Source organism: Burkholderia sp. JPY481, from assembly GCF_038900515.1.
In the GTDB taxonomy this organism is placed as follows: domain Bacteria; phylum Pseudomonadota; class Gammaproteobacteria; order Burkholderiales; family Burkholderiaceae; genus Paraburkholderia; species Paraburkholderia youngii.
This window is the reverse complement of the sequence record NZ_JAYMRT010000016.1, coordinates 94,212-114,787: the sequence shown is the minus strand read 5'-3', so window position 1 is coordinate 114,787 and position 20,576 is coordinate 94,212. Positions and strand designations below refer to the sequence as shown.

Sequence of the window (20,576 nt, the reverse complement as noted above, 5' to 3'; positions counted from 1 at the left end):
ATGGCTTCCGATACGCAAACTGTCACCCGCAGCGCGCCAGCGACACGGCGCACGGCGCCGATGTCGGCGGCCAGGCGGCGGGCCGCGGGCAGCGCGCGCTGGGTCGTACCGGCGAAAGTCGCGGTCTTCGCCGCGGCGCTCTATCCGCTCGCACGCCTCGTGCTGTTTGGCCTGACCGACCGGCTCGGCGCGAATCCGATCGAATTCATCACGCGCTCGACGGGCCTGTGGACGCTCGTGTTCCTGTGCATCACGCTAGCGGTGACGCCGCTGCGCCGTCTGACCGGCGTCGCCGCGCTCGTGCGTTTCCGCCGGATGGTCGGGCTCTTTACGTTCTTCTACGCGACGCTGCATTTCACCACGTACCTGTGGTTCGACAAGTGGTTCGACGTGGCGGAGATTCTGAAGGACATCGGCAAGCGGCCGTTCATCACGGTGGGCTTCGCCGCGTTCGTGCTGCTGATCGCGCTTGCGGTGACGTCGCCGCGCGCAATGGTGCGCAAGCTCGGACGTCGCTGGCAGACGCTGCATCGCGCGATCTACGCGATCGGCGCGCTCGCGATCCTGCATTTCTGGTGGATGAAGGCGGGCAAGCACGATCTGCTGCTGCCGGAGATTTACGGCGCGGTGATGATTGCGCTGCTGGGATGGCGGCTGGTGGTCTGGATACGCGAGCGAAGGATGACGACGCGCCGACGGTGATTGCGCGAAACTTTCGCGTCACGCACGCGGCTGCAAAGAAAAATGGCGATGCCGAGGAGGCATCGCCATTTTTTTCGTTGCTGCGCTTTATTTACCGTTGGCTGTACAGCCAGCTCTGACGTTTACGCCGGCAGAATCGCTTCGCCCGCAAACAGCTGCCTGATCTCTTCGCGTGCGCGAACTACGTGCGCTCGTGTACCATCCACCATCACCTCGGCGGCGCGCGCACGGGTGTTGTAGTTCGAGCTCATCACGAAGCCATAGGCACCGGCCGAACGGATCGCGAGCAGATCGCCGGGTTCGACAGCGAGCAGCCGTTCGCGGCCGAGCCAGTCGCCGCTTTCGCAGACCGGGCCGACCACGTCATAGACGTGCGCAGGGACGTCGCGCTTCACGACCGGCTCGATTGCGTGATACGCGTCGTACATCGCGGGGCGTGCGAGATCGGTCATCGCCGCGTCGACGATCGCGAAGTTCTTGTCCTCGCCCGGCTTCAGAAACTCGAGACGAGTGAGCAGCACACCCGCGTTGCCGACCAGCGAGCGACCGGGCTCGAAATAGACTTCGCGGTGACCGTGGCCGCGCGCTTCGATGCGATCGAGCAACGTGCGCACGAACTCGCCGATTTCCGGCGGCGTTTCGTCGTCGTAGGTGATACCGAGGCCGCCGCCGACGTCGATATGGCGAATCGTCACGCCGTCCTGCTCGATCTGCTCCACGAGCTCCAGCACTTTGTCGATTGCGTCGAGGTAAGGCGCGACTTCGGTGATTTGCGAGCCGATATGGCAGTCGATGCCGACCACCTCGAGATTCGCCATCGCCGCGGCCGCCTGATAAGTGGCGCGTGCATCTTCGAACGCGACGCCGAACTTGTTCGTCTTCAGGCCGGTGGAAATGTACGGATGCGTTTTCGCGTCGACGTCGGGATTCACGCGCAGCGACACTGGCGCCTTCTTGCCCATCTCGCCCGCCACAGCGTTGAGGCGGTCGAGCTCGGGAATCGATTCGACGTTGAAGCATTTGACGCCCGCCGCGAGCGCGTCGCGCATTTCGCTCGCCTGCTTGCCGACGCCCGAAAACACGGTGTTTTCCGCTTTGCCGCCGGCCGCGAGCACGCGCGCGAGTTCGCCGCCCGACACGATGTCGAAGCCCGCGCCGAGGCGCGCGAATACGTTCAGCACCGCGAGATTGCTGTTGGCCTTGACGGCCACGTGCACGCTCGCGCGACGCCCGGCGCAGGCGCCCGCATAGGCGTTCCACGCCGCGGTGAGCGCGGCGCGCGAATAGACGTACAGCGGCGTGCCGAACTGCTCGGCGAGGGAAACGGCGGACACGCCTTCGGCGTGCAATACGCCGTCGACGTAGTCAAATGCGGATCGAGTCATGCGAAAGTCTTATTGAGCGGAAGGGACGGCAGAGGCGGGCAGCGGTACTGCGGGAGCCGATGCCGCCGAAGCGGGCGGCGTCTTGAGTTGGTCTTCGGGGGCGAGCGTGAGCGGCGTGCCCGAGGTGTCCGGGATCGAATCCGCGTCGGCCGCGCTGCCGGTAGCCGGTTGCGTTTGATCGGTCGACGGCGTTTGCGTGCGATGAGCCGGCGGGGCAGGCAGCGGTGGTACGGTTGGCAGATAGAGCGCGCCGCGTTGGCCGCAGCCGGTAAGCGCACATCCTGCGAGAATGGCTAAAACCGCTACAATCGCGCGGCCGGGCGCTGCCGCGCGCATCCGAGTTACGACTCGCATGACTGTCCCTGAATGAATAATCGATGGAGTTTAGCATGTCCGATAGTGATTACCTGACCCGTGCGGAAGCCGTACTGGCCGCCATCGAGAGCGCGCTCGACGACATCGACGCCGACATCGAACTCGAGCGCAGCGGCAACGTTCTGACGCTCGAATTCGAGAACCGCACGAAGATCATCGTCAACCTTCAGCCCCCGATGAGCGAGATCTGGATCGCGGCGAAGGCCGGCGGTTTCCACTTCCGTTTCGTCGACGGCGAATGGCGCGACACGCGCAGCGGCTCGGAGTTTTTCGCGGCGCTGTCGCAGTATGCGACCGAGCAGGCTGGCGAGCCGGTGCAGTTCGCCGCGCAATGAGCACGGCGCGACAAGCGCGAAGCACGAGACGCTCTCAAAACAAAACCGCCGCGTAATCAACGCGGCGGTTTTTTCTTTTCTAACGGTACGTCGACGCGGCCTTAGTGCCCGCGGAACAGATTCATGATGTCCTGCTTCTCCTGCTCGCCGACCTGTTCCGGCGCGGCGGCCGCGGCGCTCGCCTGGGCGTCGAGCGTCGCCTGACTGACGCCGACCGTTGCGATGAAACCGTGGCCCGGCGTGAAATCGTCGAAATAAAGTTCCGAGCCGATTTCGCTGACGTCGTCGGGGCGTGCCATCTTGTACTCGGGCACGCCCTTCAGCGCGCGTCCCATGTACTCGATCCACACCGGCAGCGCGAGGCCGCCGCCGGTTTCCTTGTCGCCGAGGCTGCGCGGATTGTCGTAGCCGATCCACGCGATCGCGGTGAGCGTGTGCTGATAGCCGGCAAACCACGCGTCGCGCGAGTCGTTGGTCGTGCCGGTCTTGCCGGCGAGATCGGTGCGCTTGAGCACGTTGCTCTTTGCGCCGGTGCCGTGCTGCGCGACGCTTTGCAACAGACTGTTCATCACATAGGCGTTGCGCGGGTCGATCGCATACGGCGCGTTTTGGCCGGCCACGAGCGGATGCGCTTGCGCGACGACGCCGCCGCGCTGATCGGTGACTTCCGCGATCAGGTAAGGATTGATCCGGTAGCCGCCGTTGGCGAACACCGAGAACGCGCCCGCCATCTGCAGCGGCGTCACGAGGCCCGCGCCGAGCGCCATCGGCAGATAGGCGGGATGGCGGTCCGCGTCGAAGCCGAAGCGCGTGATGTATTGCTGCGCGTACTTCGGGCCGATCTGATTCAGGATGCGGATCGACACGAGATTCTTCGATTTCTGCAGCGCGGTGCGCATCGTCATCGGACCGTCGAAGCCGCCGCCGTAGTTCTTCGGTTCCCACGCCTGGCCGCCGGTTTCGGCGGCGCTGAAAAAGAGCGGCGCGTCGTTGATGATCGTCGCGGGCCCAAGGCCTTTTTCGAGCGACGCCGAATAGATGAACGGCTTGAAGCTCGAGCCCGGCTGACGCCACGCCTGCGTCACGTGATTGAACTTGTTCTTGTTGAAGTCGAAGCCGCCGACCAGCGAACGGATCGCCCCGTCCTGCGGCACCACCGAGATGAACGCGCCTTCCACCTGCGGCAATTGCGTGATCGACCAGTCGCCCTCGTCGTTCTTCACGAGCCGCACGATCGCGCCGGGCCGGATGCGCTGATTCGGCTGCGCGCGCGGGCCGAGCGCGAACTGCGCATAGCGCAGGCCATCGCCCTGAATCGTTGCGACGTTGCCGTCGATGAAGGCCGCCTGCACCTCCTTCGGGCTCGCCGCCGTGACGACGGCCGCGATGATTTCGCCGTTGTCGGGATGCTCGAGCAGCGCGTCGTCGATGGCCTGCTCGCGCTCGTCGGCGTCGGCCGGCAGATCGATGAACGCCTCCGGGCCGCGATAGCCGTGACGGCGCTCGTAGTCCATCAAGCCTTTGCGCACCGCGTGATAGGCGACGTCCTGATCGGCCGAGTCGATCGTGGTCACGACGTTCAGGCCGCGCGTGTAGGCTTCCTCGCGATATTGCGCGTACATCATCTGCCGCACCATTTCCGCGACGTATTCCGCGTGCACGCTGTACTCCTTGCCCATGCCCTTCACGACGAGCCGCTGCCGGCTCGCCTCGTCGTACTGTTCCGGAGTGATGTAGTGCAACTCGTACATGCGCTGCAGGATGTACTCCTGGCGCACCTTCGCGCGCTTCGGATTGACGACGGGGTTATACGCGGACGGCGCCTTCGGCAGACCGGCGAGCATCGCCGATTCCGCGAGCGTCAGGTCTTTCAGATCCTTGCCGAAGTACACGCGCGCGGCGCTCGCGAATCCATACGCCCGCTGACCGAGATAGATCTGATTCATGTACACCTCGAGAATCTGATCCTTGCTCAGCTTCGACTCGATCTTGTACGCGAGCAGCATCTCGTAGATCTTGCGCGTATAGGTTTTCTCGCTGGACAAAAAGAAGTTGCGCGCCACCTGCATCGTGATCGTGCTCGCGCCTTGCGTCGCATGGCCGTTGGTCAGCGCGACGATGCCGGCTCGCGCGATGCCGGTCAGGTCGACGCCGCCGTGTTCATAGAAGCGCGCGTCCTCGATCGCGAGGATCGCTTTCTTCAGGCTGTCGGGCACGTCCTGAATGTGCACGATGTCGCGCCGCTCCTCGCCGAATTCGCCGATCAGCACGTGGTCGGCCGTATAGATCCGCAGCGGCACTTTAGGTTGGTAGTCGGTCAGCGCATCGAGTGACGGCAGGTTCGGCGTTGCGACGACGAGCGCGTAGCCGAGCACCAGCGCTACGCACACGATGCCCGCCACTATCAACCCGACAAAGCCGAGGATCAGCTTCAGCCATAGCGGACGTTTGCGCTTTTTCGGCGCGGGCGGCGGAGACGTAGGAGACGTGGCTTGCATAGGAGTACCGGAAAAACAGTCCCGCGATTATAGCCGCCAGGGTTTTGCTGCTTTCGGAAGCCTTACGAATGGCGTGCAATCGGCACTCGCCAGGCGGCGCGGGAACGACTTCGCTGTAGTCCCAACTGTAGTCGCTTTGATGCCGCTCGGGGCGGCTTCGCAGCCGCGTTGGCCATTCGGCTGAATGTCGTTAGGACGCGCGTCTGCCGACAATGATCCCTCGTTATTCGCGTTCCGAGGGAGGACGGTATGGCTTATAAAAATTCATGGCTTCAGGCGGTGCGGGAGGGCCGGCAGCGTTTCGCCGCCGGCATCGACGTCGGCTCGCGAAACGTGCGTCTCGTGGTGGTGAGTCAACGCGCACGGGGTGCGCTGCATCTCGAACATATCAGCACGGTGCCGCTCGCGGCCGGCGTAATGGCGGGCGCGGAGATAGCCGATCGGCAGGCCGTTTCGCGGGCATTGCGCGATGCGTTCGCCGGCTTGCCGCGCGTATGCGCGACGCACGCGCTGCGCTGCGCGATGGCCGTGCCTTCGTCGGCCACGCTGACGACGACAGTGCCGCTCGCGCGGCTCGCCGCACAGAGCGACTGCGAGGCGGAGGACGGTGGCGTTGCGCTCGCCGGACTTGCGCCCGCGGTGATGGGCGAAGCGGAGCGTATCGCCGGGCTCGAGCGTCATGCGCTCGCGGTCGACTGGTACGTCGACGAGACGCCGTCGCCGCAGCGCTCGGTCAGGATCGCGGCGACCTCGCGTCAGCATCTGGAAGCGCGGATCGAATGCGCGGCGACCGCGGGCATTTCGTTATCCGCTATCGATGGCGAACCGCACGCGGCATTGCGCGCACTGCGCCATGCGGCGAGTCGCGAGCTCGACCCGAACGAACCATACGCGGCGGTGTGGGTCGGCACGGACGGCGTGTACGGCTGGAGTGTCGTCGATGGCGCGAACGTCGGCGAGATGCGCTATCCGGCGCCCGAGCATGCCGATCTCGCCGACGCGTTGCGCGATCTCACGCACGGGCCGGAGTTCGACTGCGCGCTGATCGGCGGCGAAATCGATCTGCTCGACGGCGTCGGCTTCTCGCTCGCCGATATCGGCGACGTGCTCGGCTGCTCGGCCCTCCCGTTCGAGTGCGCGCTGCTCGGCAGCCACGCGCGGCCGCTCGACGACGCGTTGCTGCACGAGCCGGCTGGCGCGGTCGCGTTTGGGCTCGCGTTGCGCGGGGTGCTGGAATGAGGGGCGTTCTGTCGTTTTCTTCTGGCGTGGCAGCGAGTCCCGATCGGGGTGATCAGCGTGCCGCTGTGCCGTGGCTCGGCGGCTTCAATTTGCTGCCGTATCGCCAACGCAACGCGCGACTCGCGCGGCGCCGCTGCATGCGCGACTGGGCTGTGGCGGCTTGCGTCGGTGCCGCAGGCGTGTTGCTCGTCGCCGGTTGGCAGAGCTTCGCCGCGGCGCGGTTGGATGCGCGGCGCGCTGCGATCGAACAGGCGTTGGCCCCGCTCGCCGCGCCGCTCGCGGAGCACGCGAAGTTGTCGCGGGCTGAACAGGAGCAACGCGAAGCCGCGGCGCGCGCCGCGAGTCTCGCGAAGCCGCTCGCGCATCTGCGGAATCTGCTCGACGCGCTGAGCTTCGAGCCCGGCGATCGCATCGTGTTGCGGCAGTTTCGGCAGCGCGAGTACGAGACCGAATTGCTGGCGACTTCGAGCGGCCATATCGCATCGGCTGAGTGGCTCAAGCGGCTCGGCGCGATCCACGGCGTGCAGGGTGCGGAGATGCGCGATTTGCGTCGGCCGACGGGGAAGGGCGGCGCGTCGACGGAACCGGCGATTGGCGGACCGGTGGAATTCGATGCGCGCCTGCGCTGGGGCGATCCGCCGCCCCGGGCGACGCACGCGTCGAGGGCCGCACGAAAGGGAGGGGCGCAATGAGCACGACCTTTTTCGAGCCGGGCGGTGCGGCGCACGGCACCGCGGTTTTGTCACGCTGGGTCAAGCGGGCGCGTATGCCGCTCGAGGCGTGGAGCTCGCGCCGTCGCTGGCTCGTCGCGGCGGCGATCGCTGCGCTCGTGTTCGGCTTCGGCGCGTACAGTTGGAACACGGCCGATCTCGCCGGTCTGGAAGCGAGCCGCGCGGCGCTCGCGCTCAGCTCGCAGCGTCTCGCGGAGGCGCGGCACGCGCTCGCACAGCTGCCGTCGCTGCGCCGGGCAGCCGCGGCGATGTCGGCCACGGTGTCGAGCGCCGTGTCGTGGAATTCCGCCGACGACGTGCGCATCGTCTCCGAACTGGCCACGCAGAGCGGCGTCGCGTTGCTCGCAGTTGAACCGGGCGCGGCGAGCGGCGAGGGCGTCGAACGCAAGCGCGAGCTGCAGTTCACCGCGCGCACGGACTTCGTCCATCTGATGGCGTTTTTTCACGGGCTCGCGCAACTGCCGGTGCTGATCGTTCCCGCCGACGTGACCGTCAAGCAGGACGGCAAAGGTCTCGCGGTGGCCGCGACGCTGCAGGTGCACGACGCGCTGCGACCGGCGCCTGAGACCCCGGCTGCGAGCGCCGGCGTAAGCACTGACGCCGACGATGACGACGAAGGCCTCGTATTCTTCGATCCGTTCGCGAAGCCGCAGATCTCCGCGAGCGGCGAGCCGGGCGATGTTTCCGAGTTGCGCCTTATTGGTCTGCTGCGCGATCGTACCCGCGGGCTCGCCCTGCTCGACACACCAGACGGCACGACGACGGTCGCGGCCGGGCAGCAACTGGGCGTCGAGCGAGTCACGCAGCTCGACGCGCTCGGCATTACGCTCGCGAACGGCGGCGCGACGCGCACCCTGACGCTGACGCAGACGGAGGCGTCATGATGCGCATACTCAAACGATGGAGCGTGGCGAGGTTGACGGGCGAACGCGAGGTCCGCGTCGTCGCCGGGCTGTGTTTTGGGCTCTACGCCGCAGCGACGCTCGGCGCGGGCGTCGCACGGGCAGCCGCGCCACCGCTGCTGCCGCCGTTGCCGACTTACGCCGCGCTCGACGATCCAGCCGCATCGACCGAGACCGCCCATGAGACAGCGCCGCTGCCGAGCGGCGGCATCGGTCAGGCAGCGAATCCGTTCGCCTACGTCTCTGCGTCAAGCGCGGCCCCGGAACCGGACACCCTCGAGCCGGCCCCGCGTGCCGCCGTCGCGCCCGACGGTTCCCCGGACGACGCCGCCAACGGCCCGAATCTGCCGCCGCCGCCAAAACAACCCGCGGCTCCGGCTCGCGACGACGGCGCCGGCACGCCCAGTCTGGAGGGCCCGCCGGTCCCGCTGCCGCCGCGGCCGCGCCTCGCCGACGCAGCGGCCGATGCCGACTCGGGCCTTCCCGCGGGCAACAAGCCGATCTCGCTGAACTTCCAGCATGCGCAACTGGGCGCGGTCCTGAAAGCGTTCGCCGAGTTCACCGGCCTGAACATTGTCGCCAGCGACAAGTTGCGCGGCGCCGTGTCGATACGGCTCGATCAGGTGCCGTGGCGCACCGCGTTCGACACGCTGCTCGACGTCAACAATCTGGCGATGGAGCGCCACGGCAACGTCATCTGGGTCGCGCCCGCCGCCGAACTCGCCGCGCGCGAACGTCAGCGCTTCGAAGCTCACGCGCGCGCCGCGGACCTCGAACCGCTCGCGAGCCGCACGTTCGAGCTGCACTACGCGCACGCCGAGGACGTGCGGCGCCTGCTGACCGGTTCCGGCACCCAGCGCGTGCTGTCCAAACGCGGCGCCGTCACCGCCGATCCGCGCACCAACCTGCTGTTCGTCACCGATCTCGCGGGGCGGCTCGAGCAGATCGCGGCGCTGATCGCCTCCGTCGACCGGCCGACTCGCCAGGTGCTGATCGAGGCTCAGATCGTCGAAGGCGACCAGGGTTTTTCGCGCAATCTTGGGGTGCGGCTGTCGCTGGCCGGCACGAGCGCGGATGGTACGTCGAGGGGGCTGACGGGAGGAACGGACGGCACCGTGTACGATCTGTCGGCCCGTCCGATCTCCGGATTCGATGCCGCGACCGCTGGCCTCACGCTATTCGCCGCGCACGCGACACGGCTGCTGAATATCGAACTCTCGGCGCTCGAATCAGAGGGACATGGGAAAATCGTGTCGAGCCCGCGGGTTGTCACGGCGGACCGGATGAAGGCGATCGTCGAGCAGGGCACCGAGCTGCCATATCAGGCGAAGGTCGGCCAGGGCGTATCTGGCGTGCAGTTTCGCCGCGCGACGCTCAAACTGGAGGTCGAGCCGCAGATCATGCCGGATGGCCGCGTAGTGCTCGATCTCGACGTCGCGAAGGACAGCGTCGGCGAGCAGACCGACGCCGGGCCCGCGATCAACACCAAGCACGTGCAAACGCGCGTCGAGGTCGAGGATGGTGGTACGGTGTCGATCGGCGGAATTTACGAGACCGATGACCGAGACGACGTCGAACGGGTGCCCATCCTCGGCAAAATACCGGTTCTGGGCGCGTTGTTCCGCCATCGGACTCATCGCGACACGCGCAGCGAACTGGCGGTTTTCATCACGCCGCGCGTGGTGCGGGAAAATTAGGGCATATAGGGCAAGCTTGCGCCGCCGTCCGTCGGCGGCGCGCAGGCTCGACAAGGCAGCCGCTTTGCCAGTAAGCTGCGGCACGAACTACACCGGATTAGCCAGAGGACACCGTTGCAAGCGCGGGACGCACACGCCAATGTTTTTTTCGTAGGGCTCATGGGGGCAGGAAAGACCACTGTGGGTCGGGCGGTTGCGCGCCGTCTCGAGCGCCCGTTCTTCGATTCCGACCATGAAATCGAGGCGCGCACGGGCGCGCGCATTCCCGTGATCTTCGAACTGGAGGGCGAAGCGGGCTTTCGCGATCGCGAAGCGAGCGTGATCTCGGAGCTGACCGCGCGCGACAATATCGTGCTCGCGACCGGGGGCGGCGCGGTGCTGCGGCCGGAAAACCGCGAAGCGCTGAAAAGCCGCGGCCTCGTGATCTATCTGCGCGCCAATCCGCATGACCTGTGGCTGCGCACGCGCCGCGACAAGAATCGTCCGCTGCTGCAAACGGAAGACCCCAAGGCGCGCCTCGAAGCGCTCTATGAAGTGCGCGACCCGCTGTACCGCGAATGCGCGCACTTTGTGATTGAAACCGGCCGGCCCTCGGTCAACGGGCTCGTCAACATGGTTCTGATGCAGCTCGAGATGGCCGGCGTCGCCAAACATCCTGCGTCATAATGGACCGTATGATTACCGTCAACGTCGAACTGGGCGAGCGCGCCTATCCCATTCATATCGGTGCCGACCTGATCGGCCGGACCGATCTGTTCAAGCCGCATATCGCCGGCAACTCAGTCACGATCGTCACCAACAGCACCGTCGATCCGCTCTACGGCGACAAGCTGCGCGCCGCGCTCGCGCCGCTGAACAAGCAGGTGTCCACGGTGGTTCTGCCGGACGGCGAAGCGCACAAGAACCTGCAGACGCTGAACCTGATCTTCGACGCGCTGCTCGGCTCGCGCGCCGACCGCAAGACCACGCTGATCGCGCTCGGCGGCGGTGTGATCGGCGACATGACCGGGTTTGCCGCCGCGTGCTACATGCGCGGCGTGCCGTTCATCCAGGTGCCGACCACGTTGCTGTCGCAGGTGGATTCGTCGGTCGGCGGCAAGACCGGCATCAACCATCCGCTCGGCAAGAACATGATCGGCGCGTTCTACCAGCCGCAGGCAGTGATCGCCGACATCGGCGTATTGCGGTCGCTGCCCGCGCGCGAACTCGCTGCGGGCATTGCGGAAGTCATCAAGACCGGCGCGATCGCCGATGCCGGTTTCTTCACCTGGATCGAGGCCAATGTCGAGGCTTTGAACCGCTGCGAGCCGGCGGCGTTGACCGAGGCGGTCAAACGTTCGTGCGAGATCAAGGCGTCGGTGGTGGCGCAGGACGAGCGCGAAGGTGGTCTGCGCGCGATCCTGAACTTCGGCCATACGTTCGGCCACGCGATCGAAGCCGGACTCGGCTATGGCGAGTGGCTGCACGGCGAGGCGGTCGGCTGCGGGATGGTGATGGCGGCGGATCTGTCCGTGCGCCTCGGCCATCTGGACGAAGCGTCGCGCAAGCGACTCGTCGACCTGGTGCTTGCCGCGCATCTGCCCGCGCGTGCTCCCGCGCTCGGCACGGATCGCTACGTCGAGCTGATGCAGATCGACAAGAAAGCAGAAGGCGGCACGATCAAGTTCATTCTGCTGAAGCGTTTCGGTGAGACACTGATCACCCGCGCGCCCGACGCCGAAGTGCATGCGACGCTGGCCGCCGCCGTCTAGATTCAACACGGCCCTGCAGCCACGCTTCACGCACCCGCGTCACGAGGCGCCGCCCATGTTTCGGAGAACCCGGTGACTGACAGGCGCAGCGACGATATCCAGCATGACGCGGCAAGCGCGCGCGCGGGCGCCGGGAACGGCGCCATCGGCGCCACGGCCATCGCCGCGGATGCCGCTGCCGCGGTGGCCGCACCCGCCGTCCCCGCGCCGACCCAGCAGGCGCTCGAAGCGCATCTCGCGCCGTACGCGGCGCATTCGAGCCAGTCGCGTGGACGTCGCTATGCGGAAACCGCGCCGAGCGCGCGCACCGAGTTTCAGCGCGACCGCGACCGCATCGTTCACTCCACCGCGTTCCGGCGGCTCGAATACAAGACTCAGGTATTCGTCAATCACGAGGGCGACCTGTTTCGCACGCGTCTTACCCATAGCCTCGAAGTTGCGCAGATCGCGCGCTCGGTCGCGCGTAACCTCCGCGTCAATGAAGATCTCGTCGAAGCGATTTCGCTCGCGCACGATCTCGGCCATACGCCGTTCGGTCACGCCGGCCAGGACGCGTTGAACGAATGCATGCGCGAGCATGGCGGCTTCGAGCACAATCTGCAGAGCCTCGCGGTCGTCGATGAACTTGAAGAGCACTACGGAGCATTCAACGGCCTGAACCTGTGTTTCGAGACGCGCGAGGGCATTCTCAAACATTGCTCGCGCGACAACGCGCGCCGGCTCGGCGAGTTGGGCGAGCGTTTTCTCGAAGGACGTCAACCGTCCCTCGAAGCGCAGATCGCCAACGTCGCTGACGAAATCGCGTACAACAATCACGATGTGGACGACGGTTTGCGCTCCGGTCTGCTGTCGCTCGAGCAACTCGCCGAAGTGGAGCTCTGGCAGACGCATTGTGAGGCGGCGCGCGGCGACTACCCGCAGATCGAAGGGCGTCGGCTGATTCACGAGACGGTGCGGCGCGTGATCAATACGCTGATTGTCGATCTGATCGAGACGACGCGGGCCAATCTCGCGCGCTACGCACCGGCGTCACTCGACGACGTGCGCGCGGCGCCCCCGCTCGTTGCGCACAGTGATGCGATCGCCGCGCAGGCCGCGGCGCTCAAGCGCTTTCTGTTCAGAAACATGTACCGCCACTATCGCGTGATGCGCATGGCCAACAAGGCACGCCGCGTCGTGGTCGGGCTGTTCGACGCGTTCACCGACGATCCGCGCCTGCTGCCGCCGGACTATCAATCGAGCGATGCGGCGCGCCAGCCACGTCTGATCGCGCATTACATCGCGGGGATGACCGATCGCTACGCGTTGAAGGAGTATCGGCGGCTGTTCGTGATCGACGATAACTAGTCGCTAGCGGCTAGCTGCGGCAAGGGGGGCAACGTTCGACCTTGCCGCATCGAAGCGGCCGTCGCGCCTCCTTGCCAGCACCCTCAAACCGCGCAAGCCAGCGTCATCGCGAACGCGACGCGAACAGCGCCCCCGCCACCAGCGCAAGCCCGCCGACGATCGCAATCGTCTGCCACGGATTCTCATGCACATAGTGATCGGCGTCCGAGATCGCGACGCCCGCGCGGTCGCGCATTGCATCGCGCGTGTCGTTCAGCCGCTCGCGCGCGGCGTCCAACTGTTTGCGCAGCCTGCCGCGCAAAGCCACGGCGTCGGCCTGCGTGCCGTCGGCCAAGGTCGATTCGAGTTCCGACAGCAGGGTGCGCAACTCGACCGCGATATCTTCGGCCGCATGGCGGCTATGGCGAGCGATGCGCCGCGCACGGCGACTCGCGCTGGTCCAGGATTCGCCGAGGGCGTCTCGCGTATTTGGAAGTGCTGTCATGGTCGCTCCGTCGATGAGTTGAAAGGCCCCGCGCATCGTCGCGCGGACACGCTATGCGCAGACGCAGTATCACGTCGCAGCGTAGGAAACGCCATCCAACGCAACTTCGATGCCAAGCGTCGCATCGCCCGTAACGTGGCAGCGCGCGCCTCGCGGCACGCTTCGCGTGGCCATAACGTTGCCAGATATTGCACGCAGGCGCGTCGCATTCGCGTCAAATTTACAAACGCCGATGCCGGATGACACTGCTATGCCGATGCCACCGCGACGCCAAACAAGAACGCCGTCATCTGCTCGATGACGGCGTACCCCAGGGCGCGAAAATTCGACTACCCTAATTCAAGCCACCTGCTGTCGCGATGCGTTAGAAACGGTAACCGATGTTGACGTAGGTGACGATCGGGTTCAGTTTGATCTTGGTTTGCGATTGCACGTTCAGCGTGCCGACGGGCGTGGTCGCTGCCGAATTGAGCTTCGCGGTCGTGCTGAGCGGCAGGTACGAGATCGACACGCCGGCGAACCAGTGTTGATTGAAGGAGTAATGGAAGCCCGCATTAAACACGGGTTCCCACGAACTATCCGTCGAGACACTGGTCGGACCATGCAGAACGTTGGCTTGGAATGAGCTGTTGGTGATGTGCTCGTCGGTGAACCAGATGCGGCTCACACCCACACCGAGATACGGCCGGAACGCAGCGGTCGGCGCGTTGAAGTAGTACTTGAACAGCAGAGTCGGGCTCCACTGTTTGGCCTGCCCGATCTTACCGAACTGCGCGAGGCTGCCCGTGCCTGACAGGTCGAAAGTAGGCGGCACGCCAATGACGAATTCGGTGGCGATGTGGTCGGTGACGAAGTATCCGGCGGTGAAGCCGATGGTGTCGGCCGAACCCAGCGAAGCGCCGGTGTTGGCTTCGGTGATGTTGGTTGGGCTGCCGCCAATGCTGGTCACGGTCAGCGGGTCGCTGCTCGATTGGGGCGCCAGGTGGAACCAGCCCGTCGTGACGTAAAAGCTGCCGGCCGATTGTGCGTGCGCTGCCGTGCTCATGCAGGCAAGCACTGCCATCCCCGTTACGGCCTGTTTTAATTTCATATGTGCTCCTCCAAAAAAGGCCCGCTCATTATGACTACAACGTTTGAAACAAACCATACGCGGCGGTTAGAGTTTTCTCCCTAAGCGCCGCGTGGTTTCTGGCTTGGCCGCATGGCGCCGAACCTTGCGCGCATGCGGATCTTCGGACCTTCGGGTATATACCAACGCGACTATTGGACACTCCAGCATGGCACGGCTTGCACGTCTTTATGTCCCCGACCAGCCGCAGCACGTCATCCTCCGCGGGCTCGATCAGCAGCCCGCCTTCGTCGACGACCAGGACTACGAGCTTTTCATCGACTGTCTGAAGGCGGCTTCCCGGGACCATCACCTTTCCATCCACGCTTACGCCTTGATGCCGGGCGCCGTGCAACTGCTCGTGACGCCCACCGAGGAGTCGAGCCTGCCCAAGGCGATGCAGGCTGTCGGGCGGCGCTACGTCGCGCACTTCAACCGGCGCTATGCGCGTCGCGGCACCTTGTGGGAGGGCCGTTACCGGGCCACGGTGATCGAAGGTGAGCGCTACTTCCTGCTGGCGAGCCGGGTGGTCGAAATGTGTCCGGTGCGCTTGCAACTGGTCAACGCGGCCGAGGACTATCGTTGGTCGAGCTATCGTCATCACATCGGCCTTACCCTCGACAGCCTGATCACGGATCACCCTCTCTACTGGTCGCTCGGCAACACGCCGTTCGAGCGACAGCGTGCTTATCGCGAACTGTGCGAGCAACCGCTCGACGAGCGCGAAGCCAGTCAGCTCCAGCAAGCCACATTGAAGGGTTGGGTACTCGGCAGCGACACTTACCGCGAGTGGGCGGCGCGCGCCGCGAACCGACGCGTGTCGCCGCTTCCGCGTGGCCGGCCACGCAAGGTGCGCGAGACGCCGCATACGCAGTGACGCGGCGACGCTTGCTACCCAGCGCCGCCGATAGAGCCGCTTTAAATCGGAATAAAGCGTTTTGCATCAAAGGACTGCATGAAGACGGCATTTCGTATGCCGTTTTCTTTTGCTTCAAATCGATGTGGCACCAATAAAAAATAGCCGCAATGCACCAATTTGATAATCGGGGGCGGATCACTACGTTTTATTTGCTATTTCCTTGATTCGTCGCGTATATTCCGATTTCCGACGCTTTTCGTCCCCGCGCAGTCTTGCTGCCAGAAGAGCGCCGTCGTGGTCGCGAAGCGCACTGCGGCAAAAAAATAATGGTTTAACGGCCTGTCCGGCCTCCTCACAGACGGTGTCCCCATGAACGACCACCAGCAACCGATTCACCCGGTTCCCGCCGCCCAAGGTCTGTACGACCCGCAAAACGAGCATGACGCTTGCGGCGTCGGCTTCGTCGCCCATATCAAGGGCCACAAGAGTCACGAAATCATCCAGCAGGGCTTGAAGATTCTCGAGAACCTCGACCACCGGGGCGCCGTCGGCGCCGATCCGCTGATGGGCGACGGCGCGGGCATCCTGATCCAGATTCCGGACGGCTTCTATCGCGAAGAGATGGCCCGCCAGGGCGTGACGCTGCCGCCCGCTGGCGAATACGGCGTCGGCATGATCTTCCTGCCGAAGGAGCACGCGTCGCGCATCGCCTGCGAACAGGAGCTCGAGCGCACGGTGAAGGCCGAAGGTCAGGTCGTGCTCGGCTGGCGCGACGTGCCGGTCGACCACGCGATGCCGATCTCGCCGACCGTGAAGGCGAGCGAGCCGCTGATCCGCCAGATCTTCATCGGCCGCGGCAAGGACATCATGGTGACCGACGCGCTCGAGCGGAAGCTGTACATCATCCGCAAGACCGCGAGCCACCGCATCCAGGCGCTGAAGCTCAAGCACGGCAAAGAATACTTCGTGCCGTCGTGTTCTGCACGCACGGTCGTCTACAAGGGTCTGCTGCTCGCGGGCCAGGTCGGCGTGTACTACCGCGACCTGCAGGACGAGCGCGTCGTGTCGGCGCTCGCCCTTGTGCACCAGCGCTTCTCGACCAACACGTTCCCGGCGTGGGAACTGGCACACCCGTACCGCATGATCGCCCACAACGGCGAAATCAACACGGTGAAAGGCAACGTCAACTGGCTGAACGCGCGTACCGGCGCGATCGCCTCGCACGTGCTCGGCGACGATCTGCCGAAGCTGTGGCCGCTGATCTATCCGGGCCAATCGGATACGGCATCGTTCGACAACTGTCTCGAACTGCTGGTGATGGCCGGCTATCCGCTCGTTCACGCGATGATGATGATGATCCCGGAAGCCTGGGAACAGCACACGCTGATGGACGAGAACCGCAAGGCGTTCTACGAATACCACGCCGCGATGATGGAACCGTGGGACGGCCCCGCCGCGATCGCGTTCACCGACGGCCGCCAGATCGGCGCGACGCTCGACCGTAACGGTCTGCGTCCGGCGCGCTACATCGTCACCGACGACGACCTCGTCATCATGGCGTCGGAAGCCGGTACGCTGCCTATTCCCGAATCGAAGATCGTCAAGAAGTGGCGTCTGCAGCCGGGCAAGATGTTCCTGATCGACATGGAGCACGGCCGCATCATCGACGACAAGGAACTGAAGGACAACCTCGCCAACGCCAAGCCGTACAAGAGCTGGATCGACGCCGTGCGCATCAAGCTCGACGAGATCGAGCCGAAGGCCGAAGACGTCGTGACGGAACGCCGCGAAGCTGCTGCGCTGCTGGATCGCCAGCAGGCGTTCGGCTACACCCAGGAAGACCTGAAGTTCCTGATGGCGCCGATGGCGCAAGCGGGTGAGGAAGCCGTCGGCTCGATGGGCAACGACTCGCCGCTCGCGGTCATGTCCAACAAGAACAAGACGCTGTACCACTACTTCAAGCAGCTGTTCGCGCAGGTCACGAACCCGCCGATCGACCCGATCCGTGAAAACATGGTGATGTCGCTCGTGTCCTTCATCGGCCCGAAGCCGAACCTGCTCGACACGAACAACATCAACCCGCCGATGCGTCTCGAAGTGTCGCAGCCGGTGCTCGACTTCAAGGACATCGCGAAGATCCGCGCGATCGATCAGTACACCGGCGGCAAGTTCAGCTCGTACGAACTGAACATCTGCTATCCGGTCGCCTGGGGCAAGGAAGGCATCGAAGCGCGTCTCGCGTCGCTGTGCGCCGAAGCCGTCGATGCGGTCAAGTCCGGCTACAACATGCTTATCGTGTCGGACCGCAAGACCGACCGCGACAACGTCGCGATTCCGGCGTTGCTCGCAACCGCCGCGATCCACACACACCTCGTGCAGCAAGGTCTGCGCACGAGCACGGGTCTGGTCGTCGAAACCGGTTCGGCGCGTGAAACGCACCACTTCGCGTTGCTCGCGGGCTATGGCGCGGAAGCCGTGCACCCCTACCTCGCGATGGAAACGCTGAGCCAGCTCGCGGCCGGCCTGAAGGGCGACCTGTCGGCTGAAAAGGCGGTCTACAACTTCACGAAGGCAGTCGGCAAGGGCCTGCAGAAGGTCATGTCGAAGATGGGCATTTCGACCTACATGTCGTACACCGGCGCGCAAATTTTCGAGGCGGTCGGTCTTGCTTCGGATCTGGTGGCGAAGTACTTCCACGGCACGTCGTCGAAGGTCGGCGGCATTGGTCTGTTCGACGTCGCGGAAGAAGCGATCCGTCTGCATCGCGAGGCGTTCGGCGACAACCCGGTTCTCGCCAACATGCTCGACGCGGGCGGCGAGTACGCATACCGCGTGCGCGGCGAAGAACACATGTGGACGCCGGATGCGATCGCCAAGCTGCAGCACTCGGCGCGCAGCAACTCGTACCAGACGTACAAGGAATACGCGCATCTGATCAACGATCAGACCAAGCGTCACATGACCTTCCGCGGCCTGTTCGAGTTCAAGTTCGATCCGACCAAGGCGATCCCGCTCGACGAAGTCGAGCCGGCGAAGGAAATCGTCAAGCGTTTCGCGACCGGCGCAATGTCGATGGGCTCGATCAGCACCGAAGCGCACGCTACGCTCGCCGTCGCGATGAACCGCATCGGTGGCAAGTCGAACACCGGTGAAGGCGGTGAAGACGCGAACCGTTATCGCAACGAACTGCGCGGCATTCCGATCAGGAACGGCGACACGATGAAGTCCGTGATCGGCGACGAAGTGGTCGTCGACATTCCGTTGAAGGAAGGCGATTCGCTGCGCTCGCGCATCAAGCAGGTCGCGTCGGGCCGCTTTGGCGTGACGGCGGAATACCTCGCATCGGCCGACCAGATCCAGATCAAGATGGCGCAAGGCGCGAAACCGGGCGAAGGCGGTCAGCTGCCGGGCCACAAGGTGTCGGACTACATCGGCAAGCTGCGTTACTCGGTGCCGGGCGTCGGCCTGATCTCGCCGCCGCCGCACCATGACATCTACTCGATCGAAGACCTGGCACAGCTCATTCACGATCTGAAGAACGTGAACGCATCGTCGAGCATCTCGGTGAAGCTTGTGTCTGAGTCGGGCGTCGGTACGGTTGCCGCCGGTGTCGCGAAGGCGAAGGCGGATCACGTCGTGATCGCCGGTCATGACGGCGGTACGGGAGCGTCGCCGCTGTCGTCGATCAAGCATGCGGGCACGCCGTGGGAACTGGGTCTCGCCGAAACGCAGCAGACGCTGGTGCTGAACCAGTTGCGCGGCCGTATCCGCGTGCAGGCCGACGGTCAGATGAAGACCGGCCGCGACGTCGTGATCGGCGCGCTGCTCGGCGCTGACGAATTCGGCTTCGCGACGGCGCCGCTCGTCGTCGAAGGCTGCATCATGATGCGCAAGTGCCATCTGAACACGTGCCCGGTGGGCGTCGCGACGCAAGATCCGGTGCTGCGTGCGAAGTTCCAAGGCCAGCCGGAACACGTCGTGAACTTCTTCTTCTTCGTTGCGGAAGAAGCGCGCGAAATCATGGCGCAACTCGGTATCCGCAAGTTCGACGACCTGATCGGCCGCGCGGAACTGCTCGACACGAAGAAGGGCATCGAGCACTGGAAGGCGAAGGGTCTCGACTTCTCGCGCGTGTTCTATCAGCCGCAAGTGCCGGCCGAAGTCGCACGCAAGCACGTCGACGTGCAGGATCACGGCCTCGACCGCGCACTCGACCACACGCTGATCGAGAAGGCGAAGGCCGCGATCGAGAAGGGCGAGCACGTGTCGTTCATCCAGCCGGTGCGCAACGTGAACCGCACGGTCGGCGCGATGCTGTCGGGCACGATCGCGAAGAAATACGGCCACGAAGGTCTCGCGGACGACGCGATCCACATCCAGCTGAAAGGCACCGCGGGTCAGAGCTTCGGCGCGTTCCTCGCAAAGGGCATCACGCTGGATCTGGTCGGCGACGGCAACGACTACGTCGGCAAGGGTCTGTCGGGTGGCCGCATCATCATCCGTCCGACCAACGATTTCCGCGGCAAGTCGGAAGAGAACATCATCTGCGGTAACACGGTGATGTACGGCGCGATCGAAGGTGAAGCCTTCTTCCGCGGCGTCGCGGGCGAGCGTTTCTGCGTGCGTAACTCGGGCGCGACGGCGGTCGTCGAAGGCACGGGCGATCACGGTTGCGAATACATGACGGGCGGCACGGTGGTCGTGCTCGGCGAGACGGGCCGCAACTTCGCGGCCGGCATGTCGGGCGGTATCGCGTACGTGTTCGATCCGGACGGCACCTTCGCGAGCAAGTGCAACAAGTCGATGGTTTCGCTCGACCCGGTGCTGCAACAGGCCGAACAGGAGCGCACGGTCGACAAGGGCGTGTGGCATCGCGACACGACCGACGAAGCGCTGCTCAAGGGGCTCATCGAGCGTCACTTCCAGTTCACGGGCTCCCCGCGCGCGAAGGCGCTGCTCGAAAACTGGGACGCGGCACGCCGTCAGTTCGTGAAGGTGTTCCCGACCGAATACAAGCGCGCTCTCGGCGAACTCGCCGCGAAGAAGGCGAACAGCGAAGTGCTCGCCGCCTGAACTGCCGTCGCAAGTCACATTTAGACGTACCCGCCGCGTGCCGATCGATCGACGCGCGGCGGGTCCAGATTACCCCTAGATACAGATAGA

General features: G+C 64.9%; 16 protein-coding genes. 11 read left to right on the top strand and 5 right to left on the bottom strand.

Annotated elements, in window-relative coordinates:
- Positions 1-702, top strand: coding sequence for a protein-methionine-sulfoxide reductase heme-binding subunit MsrQ (msrQ, locus tag VSR82_RS30225; protein ID WP_429461714.1), 702 nt, complete (start codon positions 1-3; stop codon positions 700-702).
- Positions 703-824: 122 nt separating this feature from the next.
- Here the strand turns inward: msrQ and lysA are convergent, their stop codons facing one another.
- Both lysA and lptM read right to left on the bottom strand, forming a co-directional pair.
- Complete coding sequence (gene lysA / locus VSR82_RS30220; protein WP_429461716.1) at positions 825-2,087, bottom strand: diaminopimelate decarboxylase; 1,263 nt, start codon at positions 2,085-2,087, stop codon at positions 825-827.
- Between the two features lie 9 nt (positions 2,088-2,096).
- Positions 2,097-2,441: an LPS translocon maturation chaperone LptM gene (gene lptM / locus VSR82_RS30215; RefSeq protein ID WP_368584382.1), complete on the bottom strand. Its 345-nt coding sequence runs from the start codon at positions 2,439-2,441 to the stop codon at positions 2,097-2,099.
- Positions 2,442-2,476: 35 nt separating this feature from the next.
- Here lptM and cyaY point away from each other — a divergent pair, with 35 nt between their 5' ends.
- Entirely contained in the window at positions 2,477-2,797 is a 321-nt protein-coding gene (gene cyaY, locus VSR82_RS30210; RefSeq protein WP_176110110.1) for an iron donor protein CyaY, read from the top strand.
- A gap of 101 nt (positions 2,798-2,898) precedes the next feature.
- On the opposite strand, the gene VSR82_RS30205 is transcribed toward cyaY, so the two are convergent.
- Positions 2,899-5,295, bottom strand: coding sequence for a penicillin-binding protein 1A (locus VSR82_RS30205; RefSeq protein ID WP_410850214.1), 2,397 nt, complete (start codon positions 5,293-5,295; stop codon positions 2,899-2,901).
- 249 nt (positions 5,296-5,544) lie between these two features.
- Between VSR82_RS30205 and pilM the strand changes: the two genes are divergently transcribed.
- The 7 genes from pilM (at position 5,545) to VSR82_RS30170 (ending at position 12,962) form a co-directional block, all read left to right on the top strand.
- Complete coding sequence (gene pilM, locus VSR82_RS30200) at positions 5,545-6,534, top strand: type IV pilus biogenesis protein PilM (protein ID WP_429461719.1); 990 nt, start codon at positions 5,545-5,547, stop codon at positions 6,532-6,534.
- Positions 6,531-7,226 (top strand): fimbrial assembly protein, encoded by a 696-nt coding sequence (locus tag VSR82_RS30195; RefSeq protein ID WP_498858301.1) that lies wholly within the window; start codon positions 6,531-6,533, stop codon positions 7,224-7,226. The genes pilM and VSR82_RS30195 overlap by 4 nt, the downstream gene beginning before the upstream one ends.
- On the top strand, positions 7,223-8,149 hold the full coding sequence (locus VSR82_RS30190; protein WP_429461723.1) for a hypothetical protein: 927 nt from the start codon (positions 7,223-7,225) through the stop codon (positions 8,147-8,149). Before VSR82_RS30195 ends, VSR82_RS30190 begins: the two co-directional genes overlap by 4 nt.
- Positions 8,146-9,864 carry a type IV pilus secretin PilQ gene (locus VSR82_RS30185; protein ID WP_429461725.1) on the top strand — a complete coding sequence of 573 codons (1,719 nt, stop codon included), beginning with the start codon at positions 8,146-8,148 and terminating at the stop codon, positions 9,862-9,864. Before VSR82_RS30190 ends, VSR82_RS30185 begins: the two co-directional genes overlap by 4 nt.
- Before the next feature lie 114 nt (positions 9,865-9,978).
- On the top strand, positions 9,979-10,530 hold the full coding sequence (locus VSR82_RS30180) for a shikimate kinase (RefSeq protein WP_026228368.1): 552 nt from the start codon (positions 9,979-9,981) through the stop codon (positions 10,528-10,530).
- On the top strand, positions 10,530-11,615 hold the full coding sequence (gene aroB, locus VSR82_RS30175) for a 3-dehydroquinate synthase (RefSeq protein WP_368584375.1): 1,086 nt from the start codon (positions 10,530-10,532) through the stop codon (positions 11,613-11,615). The genes VSR82_RS30180 and aroB overlap by 1 nt, the downstream gene beginning before the upstream one ends.
- Before the next feature lie 159 nt (positions 11,616-11,774).
- Complete coding sequence (locus VSR82_RS30170) at positions 11,775-12,962, top strand: deoxyguanosinetriphosphate triphosphohydrolase (protein ID WP_368584400.1); 1,188 nt, start codon at positions 11,775-11,777, stop codon at positions 12,960-12,962.
- 103 nt (positions 12,963-13,065) lie between these two features.
- Here the strand turns inward: VSR82_RS30170 and VSR82_RS30165 are convergent, their stop codons facing one another.
- On the bottom strand, positions 13,066-13,446 hold the full coding sequence (locus VSR82_RS30165; RefSeq protein WP_013090729.1) for an ElaB/YgaM/YqjD family protein: 381 nt from the start codon (positions 13,444-13,446) through the stop codon (positions 13,066-13,068).
- A 364-nt stretch (positions 13,447-13,810) separates the two neighbouring features.
- The gene (locus VSR82_RS30160) at positions 13,811-14,536 is read right to left on the bottom strand and encodes an OmpW/AlkL family protein (protein ID WP_368584374.1); all 726 of its coding nucleotides are present in this window, start codon (positions 14,534-14,536) and stop codon (positions 13,811-13,813) included.
- Between the two features lie 187 nt (positions 14,537-14,723).
- Here VSR82_RS30160 and VSR82_RS30155 point away from each other — a divergent pair, with 187 nt between their 5' ends.
- Entirely contained in the window at positions 14,724-15,431 is a 708-nt protein-coding gene (locus VSR82_RS30155) for a transposase (RefSeq protein WP_013090727.1), read from the top strand.
- A gap of 351 nt (positions 15,432-15,782) precedes the next feature.
- Entirely contained in the window at positions 15,783-20,486 is a 4,704-nt protein-coding gene (locus tag VSR82_RS30150; RefSeq protein WP_410850220.1) for a glutamate synthase-related protein, read from the top strand.
- Positions 20,487-20,576 lie beyond the last annotated feature (90 nt).

What these genes read in the sequence shown, in the direction of transcription:
- VSR82_RS30160 (WP_368584374.1), bottom strand. Translation starts at nt 14,536, where the DNA reads ATGAAATTAAAACAGGCCGTAACGGGGATGGCAGTGCTTGCCTGCATG.
- VSR82_RS30165 (WP_013090729.1), bottom strand. Translation starts at nt 13,446, where the DNA reads ATGACAGCACTTCCAAATACGCGAGACGCCCTCGGCGAATCCTGGACC.
- pilM (WP_429461719.1), top strand. Translation starts at nt 5,545, where the DNA reads ATGGCTTATAAAAATTCATGGCTTCAGGCGGTGCGGGAGGGCCGGCAG.
- VSR82_RS30150 (WP_410850220.1), top strand. Translation starts at nt 15,783, where the DNA reads ATGAACGACCACCAGCAACCGATTCACCCGGTTCCCGCCGCCCAAGGT.
- msrQ (WP_429461714.1), top strand. Translation starts at nt 1, where the DNA reads ATGGCTTCCGATACGCAAACTGTCACCCGCAGCGCGCCAGCGACACGG.
- VSR82_RS30205 (WP_410850214.1), bottom strand. Translation starts at nt 5,295, where the DNA reads ATGCAAGCCACGTCTCCTACGTCTCCGCCGCCCGCGCCGAAAAAGCGC.
- VSR82_RS30155 (WP_013090727.1), top strand. Translation starts at nt 14,724, where the DNA reads ATGGCACGGCTTGCACGTCTTTATGTCCCCGACCAGCCGCAGCACGTC.
- VSR82_RS30190 (WP_429461723.1), top strand. Translation starts at nt 7,223, where the DNA reads ATGAGCACGACCTTTTTCGAGCCGGGCGGTGCGGCGCACGGCACCGCG.
- lysA (WP_429461716.1), bottom strand. Translation starts at nt 2,087, where the DNA reads ATGACTCGATCCGCATTTGACTACGTCGACGGCGTATTGCACGCCGAA.
- aroB (WP_368584375.1), top strand. Translation starts at nt 10,530, where the DNA reads ATGGACCGTATGATTACCGTCAACGTCGAACTGGGCGAGCGCGCCTAT.
- lptM (WP_368584382.1), bottom strand. Translation starts at nt 2,441, where the DNA reads ATGCGAGTCGTAACTCGGATGCGCGCGGCAGCGCCCGGCCGCGCGATT.
- VSR82_RS30185 (WP_429461725.1), top strand. Translation starts at nt 8,146, where the DNA reads ATGATGCGCATACTCAAACGATGGAGCGTGGCGAGGTTGACGGGCGAA.
- cyaY (WP_176110110.1), top strand. Translation starts at nt 2,477, where the DNA reads ATGTCCGATAGTGATTACCTGACCCGTGCGGAAGCCGTACTGGCCGCC.
- VSR82_RS30195 (WP_498858301.1), top strand. Translation starts at nt 6,531, where the DNA reads ATGAGGGGCGTTCTGTCGTTTTCTTCTGGCGTGGCAGCGAGTCCCGAT.